The organism is Pseudomonas sp. S3_B11 (assembly GCF_054667715.1).
In genome coordinates this window covers 4,110,894-4,130,560 of record NZ_CP162749.1, presented here as the reverse complement: position 1 = coordinate 4,130,560, position 19,667 = coordinate 4,110,894, and the positions used below count along the sequence as shown (strand labels likewise).

Genomic DNA, 19,667 nt, shown 5'->3' with positions numbered 1-19,667 from the left:
GTTCGTGACGGCGAGCCGCAACCGTGATGGAAACAGCAATGAACTGGACCTGGTTTCACAAGCTCGGCTCACCCAAGTGGTTCTACGGCATCAGCGGCAAACTGCTCCCATGGTTGAGCATCGCTGCACTGTTGTTGATTGGTTCTGGCGTAGTCTGGGGCCTGGCCTTCGCACCGCCGGACTACCAGCAGGGCAACAGCTTCCGCATCATCTACATCCACGTACCCACGGCGATGCTGGCCCAGTCCGTCTACGTGATGCTGGCGGTGTGCGGTGTGGTCGGGCTGGTGTGGAAGATGAAGCTGGCCGACGTGGCCCTGCAATGCGCTGCGCCCATCGGTGCCTGGATGACCGCCGTGGCGCTGGTCACCGGGGCCATCTGGGGCAAGCCGACCTGGGGTTCGTGGTGGGTCTGGGATGCGCGACTGACGTCGATGCTGATCCTGCTGTTCCTGTACTTCGGTCTTATTGCGCTGGGCAACGCCATCAGCAATCGTGACAGTGCCGCCAAGGCCTGCGCGGTACTGGCGATTGTCGGTGTGATCAACATCCCGATCATCAAGTACTCGGTGGAGTGGTGGAACACCCTGCACCAGGGTGCGACTTTCACGCTTACCGAAAAACCGGCGATGCCCGTCGAAATGTGGCTGCCGCTGTTGCTGACCGTGTTGGGTTTCTACTGTTTCTTCGGCGCGGTGCTGCTGCTGCGCATGCGCCTGGAAGTGCTCAAGCGCGAGTCCCGGGCCAGTTGGGTGAAGGCCGAAGTACAGAACAGCCTGGAGGCCGCTCGATGAGTTTCGCTTCATTCGGCGATTTCCTCGCCATGGGCCATCATGGCCTGTATGTCTGGTCAGCCTATGGCATTTGCCTGGTGGTGCTGGCCCTCAACGTGGCGGTGCCGATCCTGGCCCGCAAGCGGTATCTGCAACAAGAGGCGCGTCGTCTGCGCCGGGAGAACGGTCAGTGAATCCGCTGCGCAAAAAACGTCTTGTCATTATTCTTGCGATCCTGATGGGTGTCGGTGCCGCGGTCGCGCTGGCCCTGAGTGCCCTGCAGCAGAACATCAACCTGTTCTACACCCCGACCCAGATCGCCAACGGCGAAGCGCCCAAGGACACCCGCATCCGCGCTGGCGGTATGGTGGAAGAAGGCTCGCTGGAGCGCTCCGGAGATTCCCTGGACGTGAAATTCAATGTCACCGACTTCAACAAGACCGTGACCATTACCTATCGCGGCATCCTCCCGGATCTGTTCCGCGAAGGGCAGGGCATCGTCGCCCTGGGCAAGCTCAACGCCGACGGCGTAGTGGTGGCCGACGAAGTGCTGGCCAAGCACGACGAAAAATACATGCCGCCGGAAGTGACCAAGGCGCTGAAAGACAGCGGCCAGTCGGCGCCCGCTCCCGTGAAGGAGGGCTGATCGATGACTACTGGCATCTTTATTCCCGAGTTGGGCCACCTGGCGATGATCCTGGCCCTGTGTTTCTCCCTGGTACAGGCCGTGGTGCCCTTGCTCGGTGCCTGGCGCGGCGACCGCTTGTGGATGAGCCTGGCCCAGCCGGCGGCGTGGGGGCAGTTCGCCTTCATGCTGTTCGCCTTCGGATGCCTGACCTATGCGTTCATGACCGACGATTTTTCCGTGGAATACGTCGCCAGCAACTCCAACAGTGCCTTGCCCTGGTACTACAAGTTCAGCGCGGTGTGGGGCGCCCATGAGGGTTCGCTGCTGCTCTGGGCGTTGATCCTTGCCGGCTGGACCTTCGCCGTCTCGGTGTTCTCCCGGCAGTTGCCCCAGGTGATGCTGGCCCGGGTGCTGGCGGTGATGGGCATGATCAGCACCGGTTTCCTGCTGTTTTTGATCGTCACCTCCAACCCGTTCGAGCGCATCCTGCCGCAGATGCCGACGGATGGCCGCGACCTCAACCCGTTGTTGCAAGACATCGGCCTGATCGTTCACCCGCCGATGCTCTACATGGGCTACGTCGGCTTCTCCGTGGCCTTCGCCTTCGCCATCGCCGCATTGCTCGGTGGTCGTCTTGATGCGGCGTGGGCACGCTGGTCGCGTCCTTGGACCATCGTCGCCTGGGCCTTCCTCGGCATCGGCATCACCCTCGGCTCGTGGTGGGCCTACTACGAGCTCGGCTGGGGCGGCTGGTGGTTTTGGGACCCGGTGGAAAACGCCTCGTTCATGCCCTGGCTGGTGGGTACGGCGCTGATCCATTCCCTGGCGGTCACGGAAAAACGCGGTGTGTTCAAGAGCTGGACCGTGCTGCTGGCCATCGCGGCGTTCTCGCTGAGCCTGCTGGGAACGTTCCTGGTGCGCTCGGGCGTGCTGACGTCGGTGCATGCCTTCGCGTCGGACCCTGAGCGTGGCGTGTTCATCCTGATGTTCCTGCTATTTGTGGTCGGCGGTTCGCTGACGCTGTTCGCCCTGCGTGCGCCGGTGGTCAAGAGCCAGGTTGGCTTCAACCTCTGGTCGCGGGAAACGCTGTTGCTGGGCAATAACCTGGTGCTGGTGGTGGCCGCGTCGATGATCCTGCTGGGAACGTTGTACCCGCTGGTGCTCGATGCGTTGTCCGGCGCCAAGCTGTCGGTGGGGCCGCCGTACTTCAATGCCCTGTTCATTCCGCTGATGGCGATCCTGATGGTGGTAATGGCCATCGGTATGCTGGTGCGCTGGAAAGACACCCCGGTCAAGTGGCTGCTGGGCATGTTGACCCCGGTGCTGCTGGGCACCGCCGCCCTGGCTGTAGTGGCCGGCGTGGCGTATGGCGACTTTAACTGGGCGGTGCTGGCGACGTTCGTGCTGGCTGCCTGGGTGTTGCTGGCGGGGGTACGGGACATCTTCGACAAGACCCGCCACAAAGGCCTGATCAAGGGCCTGCCGACCCTGACCCGCAGTTACTGGGGCATGCAGGTCGCACACCTGGGCATCGCCGTCTGCGCCCTGGGCGTGGTGCTGTCCAGCCAGAACAGCGCCGAGCGCGACCTGCGTCTGGCGCCAGGCGAGTCTATGGACCTGGCCGGCTATCAGTTCGTTTTCGAGGGCGCCAAACATTTCGAGGGTCCGAACTTCACGTCCGACAAAGGCACCGTGCGAGTCCTTCGCGACGGCCAGGAAATCACCGTGCTGCACCCGGAAAAACGTCTCTACACCGTGCAGAACTCGGTGATGACCGAAGCCGGCATCGATGCCGGTTTCACCCGCGATCTCTACGTGGCGCTGGGCGAGTCCCTGGGCGACGGCGCGTGGGCGGTGCGGGTCCACGTCAAGCCATTCGTGCGCTGGATCTGGTTCGGTGGCTTGCTCACCGGCCTGGGCGGGGTGCTGGCGGCGCTGGATCGGCGTTATCGAGTCAAGGTGAAAACCCGGGTGCGTGAAGCCCTGGGCGTGACGGGAGCCACTGCATGAAACGTTGGTTGATGTTGCTGCCGCTGGCGCTGTTCCTGTTGATGGCGGTGTTTTTGTACCGCGGGCTGTACCTGAATCCGACCGAGTTGCCCTCGGCGATGATCGGCAAGCCGTTCCCGGATTTCTCCCTGCCCTCGGTGCAGGGTGATAAAACCTTGACCCGAGCCGACCTGCTGGGCAAGCCGGCGCTGGTCAACGTGTGGGGCACCTGGTGCATCTCCTGCCGGGTCGAGCACCCGGTGTTGAACAAACTGGCCCAGAACGGCGTGGTCATCTACGGCGTCAATTACAAGGACGTCAACGCCGACGCCTTGAAGTGGCTGGCCGAGTTCCACAATCCGTACCAACTGGACATTCGCGATGAAGACGGTTCCCTGGGCCTGAACCTGGGTGTCTATGGCGCGCCGGAAACGTTCTTCATCGACGCCAAGGGCGTTATCCGCGACAAGTTCGTCGGCGTGATCGACGAACAGGTCTGGCGCGAGAAACTGGCCGCCAAGTATCAGGCACTGGTGGACGAGGCCAAGCCATGAAGCGCTGGTTAGCCGCCGCCTTCCTCGGCCTGAGCCTTGCCGGCGTGGCCCACGCCGCCATTGATACCTACGAATTCGCCAACGACGGCGAGCGCGAGCGGTTTCGCGAACTGACCAAGGAACTGCGCTGCCCCAAGTGCCAGAACCAGGACATCGCCGACTCCAACGCACCGATTGCCGCCGACCTGCGCAAGGAGATCTTCCGCATGCTCGGCGAGGGCAAGGACAACCAGCAGATCATCGATTTCATGGTCGATCGCTACGGTGAGTTCGTGCGCTACAACCCCGCCCTGTCCTCCAAGACGGCGCTGCTCTGGTTTGGCCCCGCCGGGCTGTTGTTCGGTGGTTTCGTCGTCATTGCAGTGATCGTACGCCGCCGCCGGGTCCAGCGCACGGCCGCCCCGGACACGCTTTCTGTCGAAGAGCGCCAGCGCCTCGACCAACTGTTGGATAAAACCAAGCATGATTGATTTCTGGCTCGCCGCAGGTCTGCTTCTTCTGGTTGCCCTGAGTTTTCTGTTGATCCCTGTCCTGCGTGGTCGCCGCGCCCAGTTGGAGGAGGACCGTACCGCGCTCAACGTGGCGCTGTACCAGGAACGCGTCGCCGAATTGCAGGTTGAGCGGGAGGAGGGCGTGCTCAACGCGGCGCAACTGGACACCGGTCGCGCCGAAGCCGCCCGTGAACTGCTCGCCGACACCGAGGGCGCCGATGCGCCGCGCGAATCCCGGTTGGGCAAGCCGTTGCCGTTGCTCGCCGCTGTGCTGGTGCCGGTGTTGGGCCTGGCGCTGTACCTGCATTTCGGTGCCAGCGACAAGGTCGAGCTGACCCGCGAATTCGCCCAGGCGCCGCAGTCGATGGAAGAGATGACCCTGCGCCTGGAACGTGCGGTGGCGGCGCAACCGGATAACGCCGAGGGCCTGTATTTTCTCGGGCGTACCTACATGGCGCAGGATCGGCCCGCAGACGCGGCAAAGATCTTCGAGCGCACCGTGGCGGTGGCCGGTCGCCAACCCGAACTGCTGGGCCAATGGGCCCAGGCGCAGTATTTTGCCGATGGCAAGAAATGGTCGGACAAGCTCCAGGCGCTGACCGACGAAGCGCTGAAGCTTGATCCGAAGGAAGTCACCAGCCTCGGCCTGCTGGGTATCGCCGCTTTTGAGGGTGAGCGCTATCAGGACGCGATCGATTACTGGGGACGCCTGCTGGTGGAACTGCCGGAGGGCGACAAGTCCCGTGAAGCGTTGCAGGGCGGCATTACCCGTGCCACCGAGAAGCTGCAAGCCAGTGGTGGCAAGGTCGCCCAGGCGCCGGTGGCCAAGGCTGCGGCACTGCTCAAGGTGCGCGTCGACCTGGCGCCGGCACTCAAGGCCAAGGTGCAGCCGGGCGACAGCGTGTTCATCTTCGCCCGGGCCGTTTCCGGCCCACCCGCGCCGCTGGCCGCCAAGCGCCTGACGGTCGCCGATCTGCCGGTCACGGTAGAGCTGGGTGATGCGGACGCAATGATGCCGCAGTTGAAACTGTCGAACTTCCCCGAAGTCCAACTGGTGGCGCGCATCTCCCGGGCCGGCCAGCCGACCGCGGGTGAGTGGGTCGGCCGCAGCCAGCCCCTGGCGAGCAGCACCACGGCGCAGCAACAATTGACCATCGACAGTCCGGACAAATAACAGGAATTCGCACCATGACCGCCATCGCTCGTATCACCCTGCTCACGCTCGTCATGGGCCTGAGCGCTTGTGCGGTCCAGCGTCCGTCGGAGCCCTCGGCACCGCTGCCTCCGATCCCGCCGTCGACCCCGACCAGCAAACCGGTCCCGTCCACAGCGCCGGGCAAACCTGTCATCCCGAACAAGCCGGCCAAACCGCTGCCGCGCACCTCCGCCAGCTTCGCCCCACCGCCAGGTGGCAACAGCCATTGGGACGCCAAGCTTGGGGTCTATGTGCTGGACAACCAGACGAACACGTTCTATCGCCAGCGAACCTATTACCGCTGGAACAACGGTTGGAGCCGTTCCGTCAGCCCGAATGGTCCATGGGAAGACACCAGCATCGAAGGCGTGCCAGCGGGCTTGGGGCGTCAGTTCCATTAAGCCCCGGGAACCCTTGGAGCCAGGGGACAGATAAGATAAATCCCCTTGCTACCATAGCGTTCGGTTGAGCCGCATCGCCAGGCTGGGCTTTTTGTGTTTCTGAATATTCTTTGAACGAAATTTTCACAAAATCTTGCGGACAATCCCCCGCGCTGATATCGCCGCCGGTTATTTAATGGCAATGCCATAGCCGTTCGTGCAACATTTGCGCACTCGCGCAAGCCCCGAGGCCAGGCTTTGGTCAACAGAGGGCGCGCCGTTGTTTCTTTTTGTCACTCCAATTCCGATAGGGTCCTTAAACGACATGGCAATCCCGGACGCCCTGAGTCAGCAGCGTACTACGCATCGCCTGCTGCAACCGACCGTCAAATCACACCTGGCCTACACGTTGCTCTGTGCCCTGGTGATGATGGTCATGTTCAGCCTGCTGCGCGTGGCGCTGCTGGTCTATAACCGCGAGATGATCCTCGACACCCCGGCCTCGACCTTCGTTGAAGCCTTCGTCAATGGCCTGCGTTTCGACTTGCGCCTGGTGGTCTATCTCTGCATCCCGTTGTTGCTGGCGTTGTTCAGCGCCAGGGCCATGGCCGCCCGTGGTTTTTTTCGTTTATGGCTGACCGTCACTTCCAGCATCGCGCTGTTCCTGGGTTTGATGGAGATGGATTTCTACCGTGAATTCCACCAGCGCCTCAACGGCCTGGTCTTCCAGTACGTAAAGGAAGACCCGAAAACCGTGATGAGCATGCTCTGGTACGGTTTTCCAGTGGTGCGCTACCTGCTGGCGTGGGCCGGCGGCACTATCATCCTAAGCCTGGCGTTCAAGGGCGCCGACCGCGCCACGCGTCCCCGTGGGCCGTTCAGTGGCGGCACCATTGGCACCCGGCAGATCGCTCCGTGGTATGGGCGTGTCGTGGTGTTCATCGTTTGCCTGCTGGTCGCCGTGACCGCCGCGCGTGGCACCTTGCGCCAAGGGCCGCCCCTGCGCTGGGGCGACGTCTACACTACCGATTCGAACTTCGCCAACCAGTTGGGCCTCAACGGTACCTTGTCGCTGGTGGCCGCGGCGAAAAGCCGGATGTCCGAAGACCGCGACAACATCTGGAAAGCCACCCTCGAGCAACCGTTGGCACAGCAGACTGTGCGCGACATGCTGGTGATGCCTGACGATAAACTGGTGGACACCGCGACCGCCGCCGTGCGCCGCGACTACACACCGCCGGCCGACAAGACCCTGCCGATCAAGAACGTGGTCGTGATCCTCATGGAAAGCATGGCCGGTCACTCGGTGGGCGCCCTGGGGGCGCCGGGCAACATCACGCCTTACCTGGATAAACTGTCCAAGGAAGGCCTGTTGTTCGACCGTTTCTTCTCCAACGGTACCCACACCCACCAAGGCATGTTCGCCACCATGGCGTGCTTCCCGAACCTGCCGGGTTTCGAATACCTGATGCAGACGCCGGAGGGCAGCCACAAGCTGTCGGGCCTGCCGCAACTGCTCAGCGCCCGTGACTACGACGACGTGTACGTCTACAACGGCGATTTTGCCTGGGACAACCAGTCGGGTTTCTTCAGCAGCCAGGGCATGACCACATTCATCGGGCGTAACGACTTCGTGAACCCGGTGTTCTCCGATCCGACCTGGGGCGTGTCCGACCAGGACATGTTCGACCGTGGCCTGATCGAGCTCAAGGCGCGGGAAAACGGCAAGCCGTTCTATGCCTTGCTGCAAACCCTGTCCAATCACACCCCTTATGCGTTGCCGACGCCGTTGCCGGTCGAGCGGGTCACCGACCGTGGCAGCCTGAACGAACACCTGACCGCCATGCGCTACGCCGACTGGGCGCTGGGCCAGTTCTTCGAAAAGGCCCGCAAGGAGCCTTACTTCAAGGAAACCCTGTTCGTCGTGGTCGGCGACCATGGCTTTGGCAACGAACGCCAGATCACCGAGATGGACCTGGGCCGTTTCAACGTGCCGATGCTGTTGATCGGCCCGGGCATCCAGGAAAAATTCGGCCAGCGTAACCACACCGTAGGTACCCAGGTCGACATCGTGCCGACCATCATGGGCCGGATCGGTGGGCAAGTACGAAACCAGTGCTGGGGCCGTGACCTGTTGAACCTGCCGCAAGGCGATCCCGGTTTTGGTGTGATCAAGCCGTCGGGCAGCGAGCAGACCACGGCGATCATCCGCGATGACCACATCCTGGTCCTGCCGAAGGAAAAGGAAATGGAGCCGAAGATGTATCGCTATGAACTGGGCGCCAACCCAAGTGCGGAAATCATCCCGAATGCACCGGACACCGCGCCGATGAAACTCAAGCTCGAATCTTTCCTGCAAACCGCGACCAAGAGCCTGTTGGATAACACCGCCGGCGTCATTGACGGTAAGCCGGACTGATAAACGGCGCACAATAAAAAAGAGGCCTGCAAAGGCCTCTTTTTTTTTTGCGCTTACTTAGTGGTTTATATCTTGCCCAGTAGTAGCAGGACCAACAGCACCACCAACACCACACCGATGATACCGGACGGGCCGTAACCCCAACTTCTGGAGTGCGGGAAGACTGGGAGACCACCGATCAGCAGGAGGATCAGGATAATGATAAGTATTGTGCCCATTGTAGATTTCCTTATTGGTCAGTTCTGGAGTGATGCAACTTCCAACTACCAGCGCGCATGCGTTAAATCCGGGCGGCTTAATAAGTCCGACCGTCGCGCCTTGTAGAAAATTCAAAGTTTTTGTAGCGCCTACGGTTTGCCCTCGCCATTCAGCAATCTGATGGAGCGTGGGTCCGCTGAATGCCTTCGCTACACTCGGCCTATCTCTCCCGGAACAACAAGGCTGTCTGCTATGCAAAATCGCATGATGATCACTGGTGCCGGCTCCGGCCTGGGTCGCGAAATCGCGCTGCGCTGGGCCCGCGAAGGATGGCGCCTGGCCTTATCGGATGTCAGCGAGCCGGGCCTCGTGGAAACCCTCAAGCTAGTGCGTGGTGCCGGTGGCGACGGCTTTATCCAGCGCTGCGACGTGCGCGACTACAGCCAATTGACTGCGTTCGCCCAGGCCTGCGAAGAGAAGTTCGGCGGTATCGATATCATCGTCAACAATGCCGGCGTGGCCTCGGGCGGCTTCTTCAGCGAGCTTTCCCTGGAGGATTGGGACTGGCAGATCGCGATCAACCTCATGGGCGTGGTCAAGGGCTGCAAGGCGTTCCTGCCGCTGCTGGAAAAAAGCCGTGGCAAGATCATCAACATCGCCTCCATGGCAGCCCTGATGCAGGGCCCGGCCATGAGCAACTACAACGTGGCCAAGGCAGGTGTCGTGGCGCTGTCGGAAAGCCTGCTGGTGGAACTGGCGCAGCAGGAAGTTGGCGTACACGTGGTGTGCCCGTCGTTCTTCCAGACCAATCTGTTGGACTCCTTCCGCGGCCCGACCCCGGCCATGAAAGCCCAGGTTGGCAAGTTGTTGGAAAGCTCACCGATCAGCGCCACGGATATTGCCGACTACATCTACCAGCAGGTCGCCCAGGGCCAGTTCATGATCCTGCCCCACGAACAGGGACGCATGGCTTGGGCGCTCAAGCAGAAGAACCCACAGTTGCTGTACGACGAAATGACCGTCATGGCCGACAAGATGCGCGCCAAGGCCCGGCAAAACCTCAATTGACCTGGATGCCCGATGTCCTCAGGATGGCGCCATTCGGCCCTCCTGATGGACATTTGCATGCTCAATTACCTGTGGTTTTTTCTCGCCGCGCTGTTTGAGATCGCTGGCTGCTACGCCTTCTGGATGTGGTTGCGCCAGGGCAAGAGCGCCTGGTGGATCGCCCCGGCGGTGCTCAGCCTCACCTTGTTCGCGCTGTTGCTGACCCGCATCGAAGCGACGTACGCCGGGCGCGCCTACGCCGCTTATGGCGGCCTCTATATCATTGCCTCGATCGGCTGGTTGGCGGTGGTTGAGCGAGTGCGGCCACTGGGGTCCGACTGGATTGGCGTGGCGCTCTGCGTGTTGGGGGCGAGTGTGATTCTATTCGGCCCGCGGTTCTCGGCGCCCTGAAATACCGGCGGTCCGACAGGGTTTTGCAGGAAGTTTCCGTCAGTCACAAGAACTTTGCTTGTAGGGCCTTACTGAATTCTCGTGGGTGACTTGAGAACAGGAAACAGGCCGGGCATGGTCAGGGTCCAGACATTCTTAAGGACAAGAACCATGCTTGTATTAAGCCGCGCTGTAGGTGAGTTGATTTCCATTGGTGACGATATTTCCGTCCGTGTGCTGTCGGTCAGCGGCGGCACGGTGCGTTTTGGCGTGGAAGCGCCACGGCACGTCGATGTCCATCGTTCCGAAATCTACGACAAGATCCAGAAGAAAAAGGCCCATGTCACTCGCAAGGCCTGTTCAGTCGAATAGGTGTTTGGGCACGTCGTGCTTGAGCATCAGTTGACACTGTTCACTTTCGGGGTCGAAAACGATCAACGCCTGGCCTTTGGTCAGGGCTTGCCTGACCCGCAGAACCCGCGTTTCCAGGGGCGTGTCGTCACCATTGTCGGTGCCGTCGCGGGTCACGAAATCCTCGATCAGGCGGGTGAGCGTGTCGACTTCGAGTTGGTCGTGGGGGATGAGCATGGGGTACCTCGGCTAGACAATAGGGCGATGCTACGGCCAATGGGCTTTTGCGGCTAGCCTTGGGTTTTGTGGAGCCTGTCCTGGCCTCATCGCGAGCAAGCTCGCTCCCACAATGGAGCACCTTGTGGGAGCGAGCTTGCTCGCGATGGCAATAGCCCAGACAGTGAAATGTTGGGTCAGTTATCGGAGCGCTGCCCAATCAGGCTGTCCACCGACGGTACCCGGGTATCACTTTCCATCTGTGTATCGTGTTCGATCTGATGACTGAAACGGTCCAGTGAACCCTGGGCTGGTTGCGCGTCGCTGGCGAACACCGGCGGGCTGAGGATGTAGGCGCCGAGCAGGCGACTGAGGGCGGCCAGGCTGTCGATGTGGGTGCGTTCGTAGCCATGGGTGGCGTCGCAGCCGAAGGCCAGCAGGGCGGTGCGGATATCGTGGCCGGCGGTGATGGCCGAATGAGCGTCGCTGAAGTAGTAGCGGAACAGGTCGCGGCGTGCCGGTACCTCGTTCTCCTTGGCCAGTTTCAGCAGGTGCCGCGACAGATGATAGTCGTAGGGGCCTCCGGAGTCCTGCATCGCCACGCTGACTGTGTGTTCGCTGGAATGCTGGCCTGGCGCGACAGGCGCGATGTCGATACCGACGAATTCGCTGACATCCCAGGGCAACGCGGCCGCCGCACCGCTGCCGGTTTCCTCGGTGATGGTGAACAGTGGGTGACAGTCGATCAGCAGTTCTTCGCCGCTGTCGACAATCGCCTTGAGCGCCGCCAGCAGCGCCGCGACCCCGGCCTTGTCGTCCAGGTGACGAGCGCTGATGTGGCCGCTTTCGGTGAATTCCGGCAGGGGGTCGAAGGCGACGTAATCGCCGATGCCCACCCCCAGGGTTTCGCAATCGGCGCGGGTGGTGCAATAAGCGTCCAGGCGCAGCTCGATGTGGTCCCAACTGATGGGCAGTTCATCCACGGCGGTATTGAACGCGTGCCCGGATGCCATCAACGGCAGCACGCTGCCACGGATCACGCCGGTGTCGGTAAACAGGCTGACCCGGCTGCCTTCGGCAAATCGGCTGGACCAGCAACCCACGGGGGCCAGGGTCAGGCGGCCGTTGTCCTTGATGGCCCGCACCGAGGCACCGATGGTATCCAAGTGCGCCGACACGGCCCGGTCGGGGCTGCTCTTGCGCCCCTTGAGCGTGGCGCGGATCGTGCCACGGCGGGTCATTTCAAAAGCGATACCCAGCTCTTCGAGCCGCTCGGCGACATAACGCACGATGGTGTCGGTAAAGCCGGTAGGGCTGGGAATGGCGAGCATTTCCAGCAGGACCTTTTGCAGGTATTCGAGATCCGGTTCGGGAATTTTACTGATCATGGAAACTCCTGATGGGTTGAGCGCATCGATGGTTTCGATGAGTGTGTCCGACTGTTGGATGGCGGTGCCTGAACTGGCCTCATCGCGAGCAAGCTCGCGCCCACAGAGGTCCTACGATGAACACAGAATGTGTAAACACCAGAAATCCCATGTGGGAGCGAGCTTGCTCGCGATGGCATCTATTCAGGCACTACGCCTCTGCTAGGCCACCGTCTGGCTATGGGGAAACAACAAATCCACAAAGCGCTCGGCGGTGGGTTGTGGTTCGTGGTTGGCCAGGCCTGCGCGTTCGTTGGCTTCGATGAACACGTACTCGGGTTGATCGGCCGCCGGCACCAGCAGGTCGAGGCCGACCATGGGGATGTCGAGCGCCCGCGCGGCGCGCACCGCCGCATCGACAAGGGTCGGATGCAGGATGCCGGTGACATCCTCCAGCACGCCGCCGGTATGGAGGTTCGCCGTACGCCGTACGAACAGGTGCTCCCCAGCGGGCAGCACGCTGTCGTAGTCGAACCCCGCCGCGCTGAGCGTGCGCAGGGTCTCGGCGTCCATCGGGATTTTACTTTCGCCGCCCGTGGCCGCTTGGCGTCGGCGGCTCTGGGCTTCGATCAACGCGCCGATGGTGTGCCGGCCATCGCCGATCACCTCCGCCGGGCGCCGGATCGCCGCCGCCACCACTTCGAAACCGATCACCAGAATGCGCAGGTCCAGTCCCTCGTGGAAGCTTTCCAGCAAGACCTGGCTATCGAACTGCCGGGCCGCTTCGATGGCGCTCTGCACCTCCTCGATGGTGCGCAGGTCTACCGCCACGCCTTGGCCCTGTTCACCGTCCAGCGGCTTGACGACCACCCGTTCGTGCTCGTCGAGAAACGCCAGGTTGTCATCGGCATTGCCCGCCAACTGTTGGGCCGGCAGGTTCAGGCCGGCGTTTTTCAGCACTTTGTGGGTCAGGCTTTTGTTCTGGCACAGCGTCATGCTGATGGCGCTGGTCAGGTCGCTCAAGGATTCGCGGCATCGGACCCGACGGCTGCCGTGGACCAGGGTGAACAAGCCGGCCTCGGCATCGTCCACCTGCACGTCGATGCCTCGGCGGTGAGCTTCTTCGACAATGATTCGCGCATAAGGATTGAACTGCGCTTCGGGGCCTGGCCCCAGGAACAACGGCTGGTTGATGCCGTTCTTGCGTTTGATGGCGAAGGTCGAGAGATTGCGAAAGCCGAGTTTGGCGTAGAGGTTTTTCGCCAGGCGATTGTCGTGCAACACCGACAGGTCGAGGTAACTCAAGCCACGGCTCATGAAATGCTCGATGAGGTGACGCACCAGCACTTCGCCAACACCGGGCCGCGGACATTGCGGGTCGACTGCCAGGCACCAGAGGCTGCTGCCGTTTTCCGGGTCGTTGAAGGCTTTCTGGTGATTCAGACCCATGACGCTGCCGATCACCGCACTGGTGTCGTCATCTTCGGCCAGCCAGTAGACCGGGCCACCCTCATGGCGCGGGGTCAGGCGCAGCGGGTCGATGGGCAACATGCCTCGGGCTTGGTAGAGCTGGTTGATGGCCTGCCAGTCGGTCTCGGCTTGGGCCCGGCGAATCCGGAAACCGCGAAACACCCGCGTGGCCTGGCGATAGTCGCTGAACCACAAGCGCAAGGTGTCGGATGGATCGAGGAACAGTTGTGCCGGTTCCAGCCCCAGCACTTGCTGGGGCGCGGCCACGTACAAGGCAATGTCGCGTTCGCCGGGTTGTTCGTTGAGCAGTTCCTGGGCCAGGCTTGCCGGGTCCGGGAAGGTGTGGCCGATCAAAAGTCGGCCCCAGCCGCAATGCACCGCGATCGGGTCGGCACCCAACTCGCTGCCGTCTTCGGCCAGGCGTGCCTGCAGGCGTTCGTAGGAGGGCGCCTGGCCACGCAAGAGGCGTTGGTTGTGAACTGTCGCATGAGGTTTCATCGATCAGATTCCTTGCTCGCTGAGCCACAGGTTCAGCGCCGCCAGTTGCCACAGTCGCGAGCCGCGCAATGGCGTGAGCTGGCCGTTGGGGTCGGTCAGCAGGCGGTCGAGCATGGCCGGGTTGAACAGGCCGCGGTCCTGGCTCGGGTCCAGCAGCAACTCGCGAACCCAGGCCAGCGTATTGCCTTCCAGGTGCTTGAGGCCTGGCACCGGGAAATAGCCTTTCTTGCGGTCGATCACCTCGCCTGGGATCACCCGCCGGGCGGCTTCCTTGAGTACCTGCTTGCCGCCATCGGGCAGCTTGAACTTCGCTGGGACCCGGGCCGAGAGTTCCACCAGGCGGTAGTCCAGGAAGGGCGTGCGCGCTTCCAGGCCCCAGGCCATGGTCATGTTGTCGACACGCTTGACCGGGTCGTCCACCAGCATCACGGTGCTATCCAGGCGCAAGGCCTTGTCTACCGCCGCATCGGCCCCGGGCTGGGCGAAATGTTCTTTGACGAAGTCACCGGCCGCGTCGTTGGCCGTCAGCCATTTGGGCTGCACGGTGGCGGCATATTCTTCGTAGCTGCGGTCGAAGAACGCAGCGCGATAGGCCGCGTACGGATCGCTGGCGCCATCGACCTGCGGGTACCAGTGGTAACCGGCGAACAGCTCGTCGGCGCCCTGGCCGCTTTGCACCACTTTGCAGTGCTTGGCCACTTCCCGCGATAGCAGGTAGAAGGCGATGCAGTCGTGGCTGACCATCGGCTCGCTCATGGCGCGGAACGCTGCCGGCAGTTGCTCGATGATCTCCTTTTCGTCGATACGCAGTTGGTGGTGGCGGGTGCCGTAGTGCTTGGCGATCAGGTCTGAATACTGGAACTCGTCACCACGCTCGCCGCCGGCATCCTGGAAACCGATGGAGAAGGTCGACAGGTCTTCTACGCCGACCTCGCGCAGCAGTCCCACAAGCATGCTCGAATCCACGCCACCGGAAAGCAGCACGCCGACATCCACGGCGGCGCGTTGGCGAATGGCAACCGCTTCACGGGTGCTGTCGAGCACGCGGTCGATCCAGTCTTCCAGGTTCAGGTGCTGTTCGTCGGCCCGTGGTCCGTAGGGCAGGGTCCACCAGGTTTTCTGCTCGGTGCTGCCGTCGGCTTCGATGCGCATCCAGGTGGCGGGCGGCAGTTTTTCAACACCCGCCAGCAAGGTGCGGGGCGCCGGGACCACCGCGTGGAAATTCAGGTAATGGTTGAGGGCCACCGGGTCGAGCATCGGGTTGATATCGCCACCCTTGAGCAGCGCCGGCAATGCCGAGGCGAAACGTAGCCGTTGGCCGGTGCGCGACAGGTACAGCGGCTTGACGCCGAGGCGGTCGCGGGCGATGAACAGCCGCTTGGCATCGCGTTCCCAGATGGCGAAGGCGAACATGCCGTCGAGCTTGGGCAGCAGCGCTTCGCCCCAGGCGTGATAGCCCTTGAGCAGCACTTCGGTGTCGCCACCTGAATAGAAGCTGTAGCCCAGGCCTTCGAGCTCGCTGCGCAGTTCCGGGTAGTTGTAGATCGCGCCGTTGAAGGCCAGGGACAGGCCCAACTGATTGTCGATCATCGGCTGGGCCGAGCCGTCCGACAGGTCCATGATTTTCAGGCGCCGATGGCCCAGGGCAATTGGCCCTTGGCTATGAAAGCCCCAGGCGTCGGGGCCGCGAGGGGCCAGGTGATGGGTGATTCGCTCTACGGCCGCAAGGTCCGCAGGTTGTTGATCGAAACGTAACTCTCCAGCTAATCCGCACATAAGTCCTTACCGGTTTTTCCGTTGGGGAGGGGTCAAGCCGCACCCGCCAAAAGGGCGGGTACCCTGAAACTGACCGGAGGGATTGCTGTGAGTTTTAGATCGATGCGTTATAAGCCGGCCCGTGGGGGGCTGGTCTGCCACGGGATTTCAAAGATGGGCGAACAGGATTTGTGGTGAGCCATCCATCTGTGTCAGGCCTTGCCCCGAATCAATGCCCGCAACGCAAACCGGTTCGGATGGCAGGCCTCGGCCACGCTGCGGGGCAGTGGCAGGGGTTCGTTGTCCAGCCAGGCAGCGATCAGTTCGCCCGACAGCGGGGCGGTGATCAGGCCTCGGGAACCGTGGCCGCTGTTGATGTACAGGCCATCGAGCCACGGGCAGGGGGCGTCCGGTACTTGGCGGGCATCTTTGCCCAGGGCCGCATAGGTCTCGGTAAAGGCTTGACGGTCGGCCAATGGTCCGACAATCGGCAGGTAATCCGGGCTGGTGCAACGGAACGCCGCGCGGCCTTCGAGGCGTTCCGGGTCCAGGCTGCCGGCGTTCAGGCGGTCCACCAGGTCCAGGGAAATTTCTTCAAGCATCTGCAGGTTGCCGGCATGCTCGGCGGCCGTGGGCGTCAGGTCGTCGCTGTTGAAATCGAAACTGGCGCCCAGGGTGTGCTCGCCCAGCCGCGGCGGGGCCACATAACCTTCGGCACAAACCACGGTCGCCAGGCTCTGGCTGCGGGTGGTTTGCGGCAACCGGGTGATTTGCCCGCGAATACGCTTGAGCGGCAAGTCGGCGGCCGCTTCGAAACGTTTGATCTCGGCGGCGCTGGCGAGGATCGCCACCGGCGCGCTGGCCAGGCAACGTTCGCCGTCCCACGCCTGCCACTGGCCGTCCACGCGGCGCAGTTGCAGCACTTCATGATGGGGCTGCACGTCAATCGCCGGCCCTGAGGCTTGCCAGCGACACAACGCCGGTGGATGCACCCAGCCGCCCTCGGGATAAAACAGACCACCACAGGCCAGGTCGATACCGGACCGCACCTGCGCCTCGGACTGATCGAGGGTATGCAGCAAATCCCTTGGGAACGCCTCGGCCAGTTGCGCCTGACGCTCGGCTTCCTTGCTGTTGAAGGCCAGTTGCAAGACGCCGCAGGCGTCCCAGTCAGTGCCGCGTTGCAGTTGCTCCAGCACGCGCCGGGTGTAGCCGAAGCCGCTGAGGATCATCTGTGACAACGCCGTGCCGTGAGCCGACAGCTTGAGATACAGCACGCCCTGGGGGTTGCCGGAAGCTTCCTCGGCCAACCCGGCATGACGCTCCAGCAACGTCACCTGCCAGCCACGTGCGGCGAGGCTGGCAGCGCTGGCACAGCCGGCCAGGCCGCCGCCGATCACCAGTGCCCGGCGCTCGCCGGTCAGCGCGGCGGGGCGGGCGTACCAGGGTTTTGCCGGGGCCGGGGCCGGTGTCTGCTCCGGCCAGCCGAGAAACACACCGCGCAGGATTTCCCACTTGTGGCCGATGCCCGGCGTGCGCTTCATCTTGAAGCCCGCCGCGTTCAGCAATCGCCGAACCCAACCGGTGCTGGTGAAGGTGCTGAGGGTGGCGTCGGGTGCGGCCAGCCGGGCCAGTTCGGCGAACAGCTCGGCGGTCCACATCTCGGGGTTCCTGGCCGGCGCGAAGCCGTCGAGGAACCAGGCGTCGATCTGACCGTCCAGCTGCGGCAACTGCTCCAGGGCATCGCCGATCAACAGGGTCAGCGTCACCCGTCCGTCCGCCAGGACCAGGCGCTGGAAGCCCTGGTGGATCGCCACGTACTGCTCAAGCAATTGCTCCGCCTGAAGACTCAGTTGCGGCCACAAGGCCAGGGCCCGGCCCAGGTCCTGGGGGTTCAAGGGGTACTTCTCGACACTGACGAAATGCAGCCGGGCGCCTGCCGGTGCGCACTGTTCGAACAGTTGCCAGGCACAGAGGAAATTCAAGCCGGTGCCAAATCCGGTTTCGCCGATCACCAGCCGCCCGTCATCGGCCAGGGCCGCGAAACGCTCGGCCAGGTTGTTCTGCTCAAGGAACACATAACGGGTTTCTTCCAGCCCCGACTGGTCGGAAAAATACACATCGTCGAACACCCGCGAACGCGGGCGACCCTGATCATCCCAGTCGAGTTGGGCGTGTTGCTGGATGGGCGTCATGGCTGGCTCGGTCAAAACTGAGCGGCCATTCTAGCCGATCGGTATCGGCTTGCTTGACCCATCGCAACAGAGCGCGCATCTGGATGGAATCTGCTGCACAGGGCCGCATCCAATCCGCTAGTCTTGGCCCATCCCCGGAAGGAGCTGCCCATGTTTGAATCCGCTGAAATCGGTCACGCCATCGATAAAGAAACCTTTGAGGCCGAAGTGCCGGCCCTGCGTGAAGCGTTGTTGGAGGCGCAGTTCGAGTTGCAGCAGCAGGGCCGGTTTCCGGTCATCGTGCTGATCAATGGCATCGAAGGTGCGGGCAAGGGCGAGACGGTGAAGTTGCTCAACGAGTGGATGGACCCGCGGCTGATCGAAGTGCGCACCTTCGACCAGCAGACCGACGAGGAACTGGCGCGGCCTCCAGCGTGGCGCTACTGGCGGATGCTGCCGGCCAAGGGGCGCATGGGGATTTTCTTCGGCAACTGGTACAGCCAGATGCTGCAAGGCCGAGTCCATGGCGAGTTCAAGGACCCACGGCTCGACCAGGCGATTGCCGGTGCCGAGCGCCTGGAAAAAATGCTCTGCGACGAAGGCGCGCTGATCTTCAAGTTCTGGTTCCACCTGTCCAAGAAACAGATGAAGGCCCGGCTCAAGGGGCTCAAGGATGACCCACTGCACAGCTGGCGCATCAGCCCGCTGGACTGGCAGCAGTCCCAGACCTACGACAAGTTCGTCAAATACGGTGAGCGCGTGCTGCGCCGCACCAGTCGCGATTACGCGCCGTGGCATGTGATCGAAGGGATGGACAGCTGTTATCGCAGCCTCACCGTCGGACGGATCCTGCTCGACGGCTTGCGCCAGGCCCTGGACCGTCCGAAGGTCAAACCGCAAAAGGTCGGCGTGGCGCCGCTGCCCGCGCTGGACGGCCAGGTCACGCTGCTCGACAGCCTGGACATGACCTTGCGCCTGGACAAGGCCGATTACGAAGAACAGCTGATCACCGAGCAGGCGCGGTTCGCCGGCCTGCTGCGGGACAAGCGCATGCGCCAGCATGCCTTGGTGGCGGTGTTCGAGGGCAATGATGCGGCAGGCAAGGGCGGGGCGATCCGGCGGGTCGCGGCAGCCCTGGACCCGCGTCAATACAGCATCGTGCCGATTGCCGCGCCCACTGAAGAAGAGCGCGCCCACCCCTACATGTGGCGGTTCTGGCGGCATATTCCCGCGCGGGGCAAGTTCACCATGTTCGACCGCTCCTGGTACGGCCGGGTGCTGGTGGAGCGGGTCGAAGGCTTTTGCAGCCAGGCCGACTGGCTGCGGGCCTATGGAGAAATCAACGATTTCGAGGAGCAGGTCGCCGATGCCGGCTTGGTGGTGGTCAAGTTCTGGCTGGCCATCGACAAGGAAACCCAGCTGGAGCGTTTCCAGGAGCGCGAGGACATTCCATTCAAGCGCTTCAAGATCACCGAGGACGACTGGCGCAACCGCGACAAGTGGGACGCTTACCGCGCAGCGGTGTGCGACATGGTCGACCGCACGAGCACCGAGATTTCCCCTTGGACATTGGTGGAAGCCAACGACAAGCGCTGGGCGCGGGTCAAGGTGTTGCGTACTCTCAACCAGGCGCTGGAGGCGGCTTTCGAGCGGAGTGCAAAGCAGGCTCGCAAGAAAAAGAAGGGCTAGGGCGATGGGTGCGCATACGCGAGGTGAATGATTGTCGCGGTCGGTTATGCAGTGGATTTATGCTCGATTCACTCTCAACCGAC

At 62.6% G+C, this 19,667-nt stretch carries 19 protein-coding genes; 13 read left to right on the top strand and 6 right to left on the bottom strand.

The annotated features are described in order from the left end of the window. Nucleotides 1-38 precede the first annotated feature (38 nt). From AB4O22_RS18510 to AB4O22_RS18470, 9 genes are all read left to right on the top strand, one after another. Nucleotides 39-794 carry a heme ABC transporter permease gene (locus tag AB4O22_RS18510; RefSeq protein WP_003199153.1) on the top strand — a complete coding sequence of 252 codons (756 nt, stop codon included), beginning with the start codon at nt 39-41 and terminating at the stop codon, nt 792-794. After that, the gene (ccmD, locus tag AB4O22_RS18505; RefSeq protein ID WP_003199159.1) at nt 791-967 is read left to right on the top strand and encodes a heme exporter protein CcmD; all 177 of its coding nucleotides are present in this window, start codon (nt 791-793) and stop codon (nt 965-967) included. The genes AB4O22_RS18510 and ccmD overlap by 4 nt, the downstream gene beginning before the upstream one ends. Then, a complete protein-coding gene (gene ccmE / locus AB4O22_RS18500) occupies nt 964-1,419 on the top strand; it encodes a cytochrome c maturation protein CcmE (RefSeq protein ID WP_460096921.1) in 456 nt (151 codons plus the stop codon). Before ccmD ends, ccmE begins: the two co-directional genes overlap by 4 nt. Nucleotides 1,420-1,422: 3 nt before the next feature. After that, the gene (locus AB4O22_RS18495; protein ID WP_223472849.1) at nt 1,423-3,411 is read left to right on the top strand and encodes a heme lyase CcmF/NrfE family subunit; all 1,989 of its coding nucleotides are present in this window, start codon (nt 1,423-1,425) and stop codon (nt 3,409-3,411) included. Next, on the top strand, nt 3,408-3,944 hold the full coding sequence (locus tag AB4O22_RS18490; protein ID WP_223472850.1) for a DsbE family thiol:disulfide interchange protein: 537 nt from the start codon (nt 3,408-3,410) through the stop codon (nt 3,942-3,944). The genes AB4O22_RS18495 and AB4O22_RS18490 overlap by 4 nt, the downstream gene beginning before the upstream one ends. Beyond that, nucleotides 3,941-4,414 (top strand): cytochrome c-type biogenesis protein, encoded by a 474-nt coding sequence (locus AB4O22_RS18485; protein WP_223472851.1) that lies wholly within the window; start codon nt 3,941-3,943, stop codon nt 4,412-4,414. Before AB4O22_RS18490 ends, AB4O22_RS18485 begins: the two co-directional genes overlap by 4 nt. Next, complete coding sequence (gene ccmI / locus AB4O22_RS18480) at nt 4,407-5,609, top strand: c-type cytochrome biogenesis protein CcmI (RefSeq protein ID WP_223472852.1); 1,203 nt, start codon at nt 4,407-4,409, stop codon at nt 5,607-5,609. The genes AB4O22_RS18485 and ccmI overlap by 8 nt, the downstream gene beginning before the upstream one ends. A gap of 14 nt (nt 5,610-5,623) precedes the next feature. Next, nucleotides 5,624-6,031, top strand: a complete 408-nt coding sequence (locus AB4O22_RS18475; RefSeq protein WP_003199169.1) for a hypothetical protein — start codon at nt 5,624-5,626, stop codon at nt 6,029-6,031. 304 nt (nt 6,032-6,335) lie between these two features. Further along, a complete protein-coding gene (locus tag AB4O22_RS18470) occupies nt 6,336-8,429 on the top strand; it encodes an LTA synthase family protein (protein ID WP_223472853.1) in 2,094 nt (697 codons plus the stop codon). 65 nt (nt 8,430-8,494) lie between these two features. Here AB4O22_RS18470 and AB4O22_RS18465 read toward each other — a convergent pair whose 3' ends face one another. Beyond that, nucleotides 8,495-8,647 carry a DUF3309 family protein gene (locus tag AB4O22_RS18465; RefSeq protein WP_003183939.1) on the bottom strand — a complete coding sequence of 51 codons (153 nt, stop codon included), beginning with the start codon at nt 8,645-8,647 and terminating at the stop codon, nt 8,495-8,497. A gap of 232 nt (nt 8,648-8,879) precedes the next feature. On the opposite strand from AB4O22_RS18465, the gene AB4O22_RS18460 reads away from it, so the two are divergent. The 3 genes from AB4O22_RS18460 (at nt 8,880) to csrA (ending at nt 10,436) form a co-directional block, all read left to right on the top strand. Further along, a complete protein-coding gene (locus AB4O22_RS18460) occupies nt 8,880-9,695 on the top strand; it encodes an SDR family oxidoreductase (protein WP_003199173.1) in 816 nt (271 codons plus the stop codon). A 57-nt stretch (nt 9,696-9,752) separates the two neighbouring features. Beyond that, entirely contained in the window at nt 9,753-10,085 is a 333-nt protein-coding gene (locus AB4O22_RS18455) for a YnfA family protein (RefSeq protein WP_003199175.1), read from the top strand. Nucleotides 10,086-10,235: 150 nt separating this feature from the next. Continuing rightward, on the top strand, nt 10,236-10,436 hold the full coding sequence (gene csrA / locus AB4O22_RS18450; RefSeq protein ID WP_460096919.1) for a carbon storage regulator CsrA: 201 nt from the start codon (nt 10,236-10,238) through the stop codon (nt 10,434-10,436). Here the strand turns inward: csrA and AB4O22_RS18445 are convergent. From AB4O22_RS18445 to mnmC, 5 genes are all read right to left on the bottom strand, one after another. After that, nucleotides 10,425-10,652: a YheU family protein gene (locus AB4O22_RS18445; protein ID WP_003199186.1), complete on the bottom strand. Its 228-nt coding sequence runs from the start codon at nt 10,650-10,652 to the stop codon at nt 10,425-10,427. The genes csrA and AB4O22_RS18445 overlap by 12 nt on opposite strands. A 176-nt stretch (nt 10,653-10,828) precedes the next feature. After that, the gene (locus AB4O22_RS18440; RefSeq protein WP_003199188.1) at nt 10,829-12,019 is read right to left on the bottom strand and encodes an osmoprotectant NAGGN system M42 family peptidase; all 1,191 of its coding nucleotides are present in this window, start codon (nt 12,017-12,019) and stop codon (nt 10,829-10,831) included. Nucleotides 12,020-12,220: 201 nt separating this feature from the next. Continuing rightward, entirely contained in the window at nt 12,221-13,966 is a 1,746-nt protein-coding gene (ngg, locus tag AB4O22_RS18435; protein ID WP_460096917.1) for an N-acetylglutaminylglutamine synthetase, read from the bottom strand. Between the two features lie 3 nt (nt 13,967-13,969). Then, the gene (locus AB4O22_RS18430; RefSeq protein WP_460096915.1) at nt 13,970-15,742 is read right to left on the bottom strand and encodes an N-acetylglutaminylglutamine amidotransferase; all 1,773 of its coding nucleotides are present in this window, start codon (nt 15,740-15,742) and stop codon (nt 13,970-13,972) included. A gap of 191 nt (nt 15,743-15,933) precedes the next feature. Continuing rightward, nucleotides 15,934-17,916 carry a bifunctional tRNA (5-methylaminomethyl-2-thiouridine)(34)-methyltransferase MnmC2/FAD-dependent 5-carboxymethylaminomethyl-2-thiouridine(34) oxidoreductase MnmC1 gene (gene mnmC / locus AB4O22_RS18425; RefSeq protein WP_223472911.1) on the bottom strand — a complete coding sequence of 661 codons (1,983 nt, stop codon included), beginning with the start codon at nt 17,914-17,916 and terminating at the stop codon, nt 15,934-15,936. 150 nt (nt 17,917-18,066) lie between these two features. Between mnmC and pap the strand changes: the two genes are divergently transcribed. Then, nucleotides 18,067-19,584: a polyphosphate:AMP phosphotransferase gene (gene pap, locus AB4O22_RS18420; RefSeq protein ID WP_003199196.1), complete on the top strand. Its 1,518-nt coding sequence runs from the start codon at nt 18,067-18,069 to the stop codon at nt 19,582-19,584. Nucleotides 19,585-19,667 lie beyond the last annotated feature (83 nt).

Excerpts from the sequence above, each read along its gene's own strand:
- AB4O22_RS18465 (WP_003183939.1), bottom strand. The coding sequence starts at position 8,647 with ATGGGCACAATACTTATCATTATCCTGATCCTCCTGCTGATCGGTGGT.
- AB4O22_RS18485 (WP_223472851.1), top strand. The coding sequence starts at position 3,941 with ATGAAGCGCTGGTTAGCCGCCGCCTTCCTCGGCCTGAGCCTTGCCGGC.
- pap (WP_003199196.1), top strand. The coding sequence starts at position 18,067 with ATGTTTGAATCCGCTGAAATCGGTCACGCCATCGATAAAGAAACCTTT.
- AB4O22_RS18440 (WP_003199188.1), bottom strand. The coding sequence starts at position 12,019 with ATGATCAGTAAAATTCCCGAACCGGATCTCGAATACCTGCAAAAGGTC.
- ccmD (WP_003199159.1), top strand. The coding sequence starts at position 791 with ATGAGTTTCGCTTCATTCGGCGATTTCCTCGCCATGGGCCATCATGGC.
- AB4O22_RS18470 (WP_223472853.1), top strand. The coding sequence starts at position 6,336 with ATGGCAATCCCGGACGCCCTGAGTCAGCAGCGTACTACGCATCGCCTG.
- AB4O22_RS18460 (WP_003199173.1), top strand. The coding sequence starts at position 8,880 with ATGCAAAATCGCATGATGATCACTGGTGCCGGCTCCGGCCTGGGTCGC.
- AB4O22_RS18495 (WP_223472849.1), top strand. The coding sequence starts at position 1,423 with ATGACTACTGGCATCTTTATTCCCGAGTTGGGCCACCTGGCGATGATC.
- ngg (WP_460096917.1), bottom strand. The coding sequence starts at position 13,966 with ATGAAACCTCATGCGACAGTTCACAACCAACGCCTCTTGCGTGGCCAG.
- AB4O22_RS18510 (WP_003199153.1), top strand. The coding sequence starts at position 39 with ATGAACTGGACCTGGTTTCACAAGCTCGGCTCACCCAAGTGGTTCTAC.
- AB4O22_RS18475 (WP_003199169.1), top strand. The coding sequence starts at position 5,624 with ATGACCGCCATCGCTCGTATCACCCTGCTCACGCTCGTCATGGGCCTG.
- AB4O22_RS18430 (WP_460096915.1), bottom strand. The coding sequence starts at position 15,742 with ATGTGCGGATTAGCTGGAGAGTTACGTTTCGATCAACAACCTGCGGAC.
- AB4O22_RS18445 (WP_003199186.1), bottom strand. The coding sequence starts at position 10,652 with ATGCTCATCCCCCACGACCAACTCGAAGTCGACACGCTCACCCGCCTG.
- mnmC (WP_223472911.1), bottom strand. The coding sequence starts at position 17,916 with ATGACGCCCATCCAGCAACACGCCCAACTCGACTGGGATGATCAGGGT.
- AB4O22_RS18455 (WP_003199175.1), top strand. The coding sequence starts at position 9,753 with ATGCTCAATTACCTGTGGTTTTTTCTCGCCGCGCTGTTTGAGATCGCT.
- AB4O22_RS18490 (WP_223472850.1), top strand. The coding sequence starts at position 3,408 with ATGAAACGTTGGTTGATGTTGCTGCCGCTGGCGCTGTTCCTGTTGATG.
- csrA (WP_460096919.1), top strand. The coding sequence starts at position 10,236 with ATGCTTGTATTAAGCCGCGCTGTAGGTGAGTTGATTTCCATTGGTGAC.
- ccmI (WP_223472852.1), top strand. The coding sequence starts at position 4,407 with ATGATTGATTTCTGGCTCGCCGCAGGTCTGCTTCTTCTGGTTGCCCTG.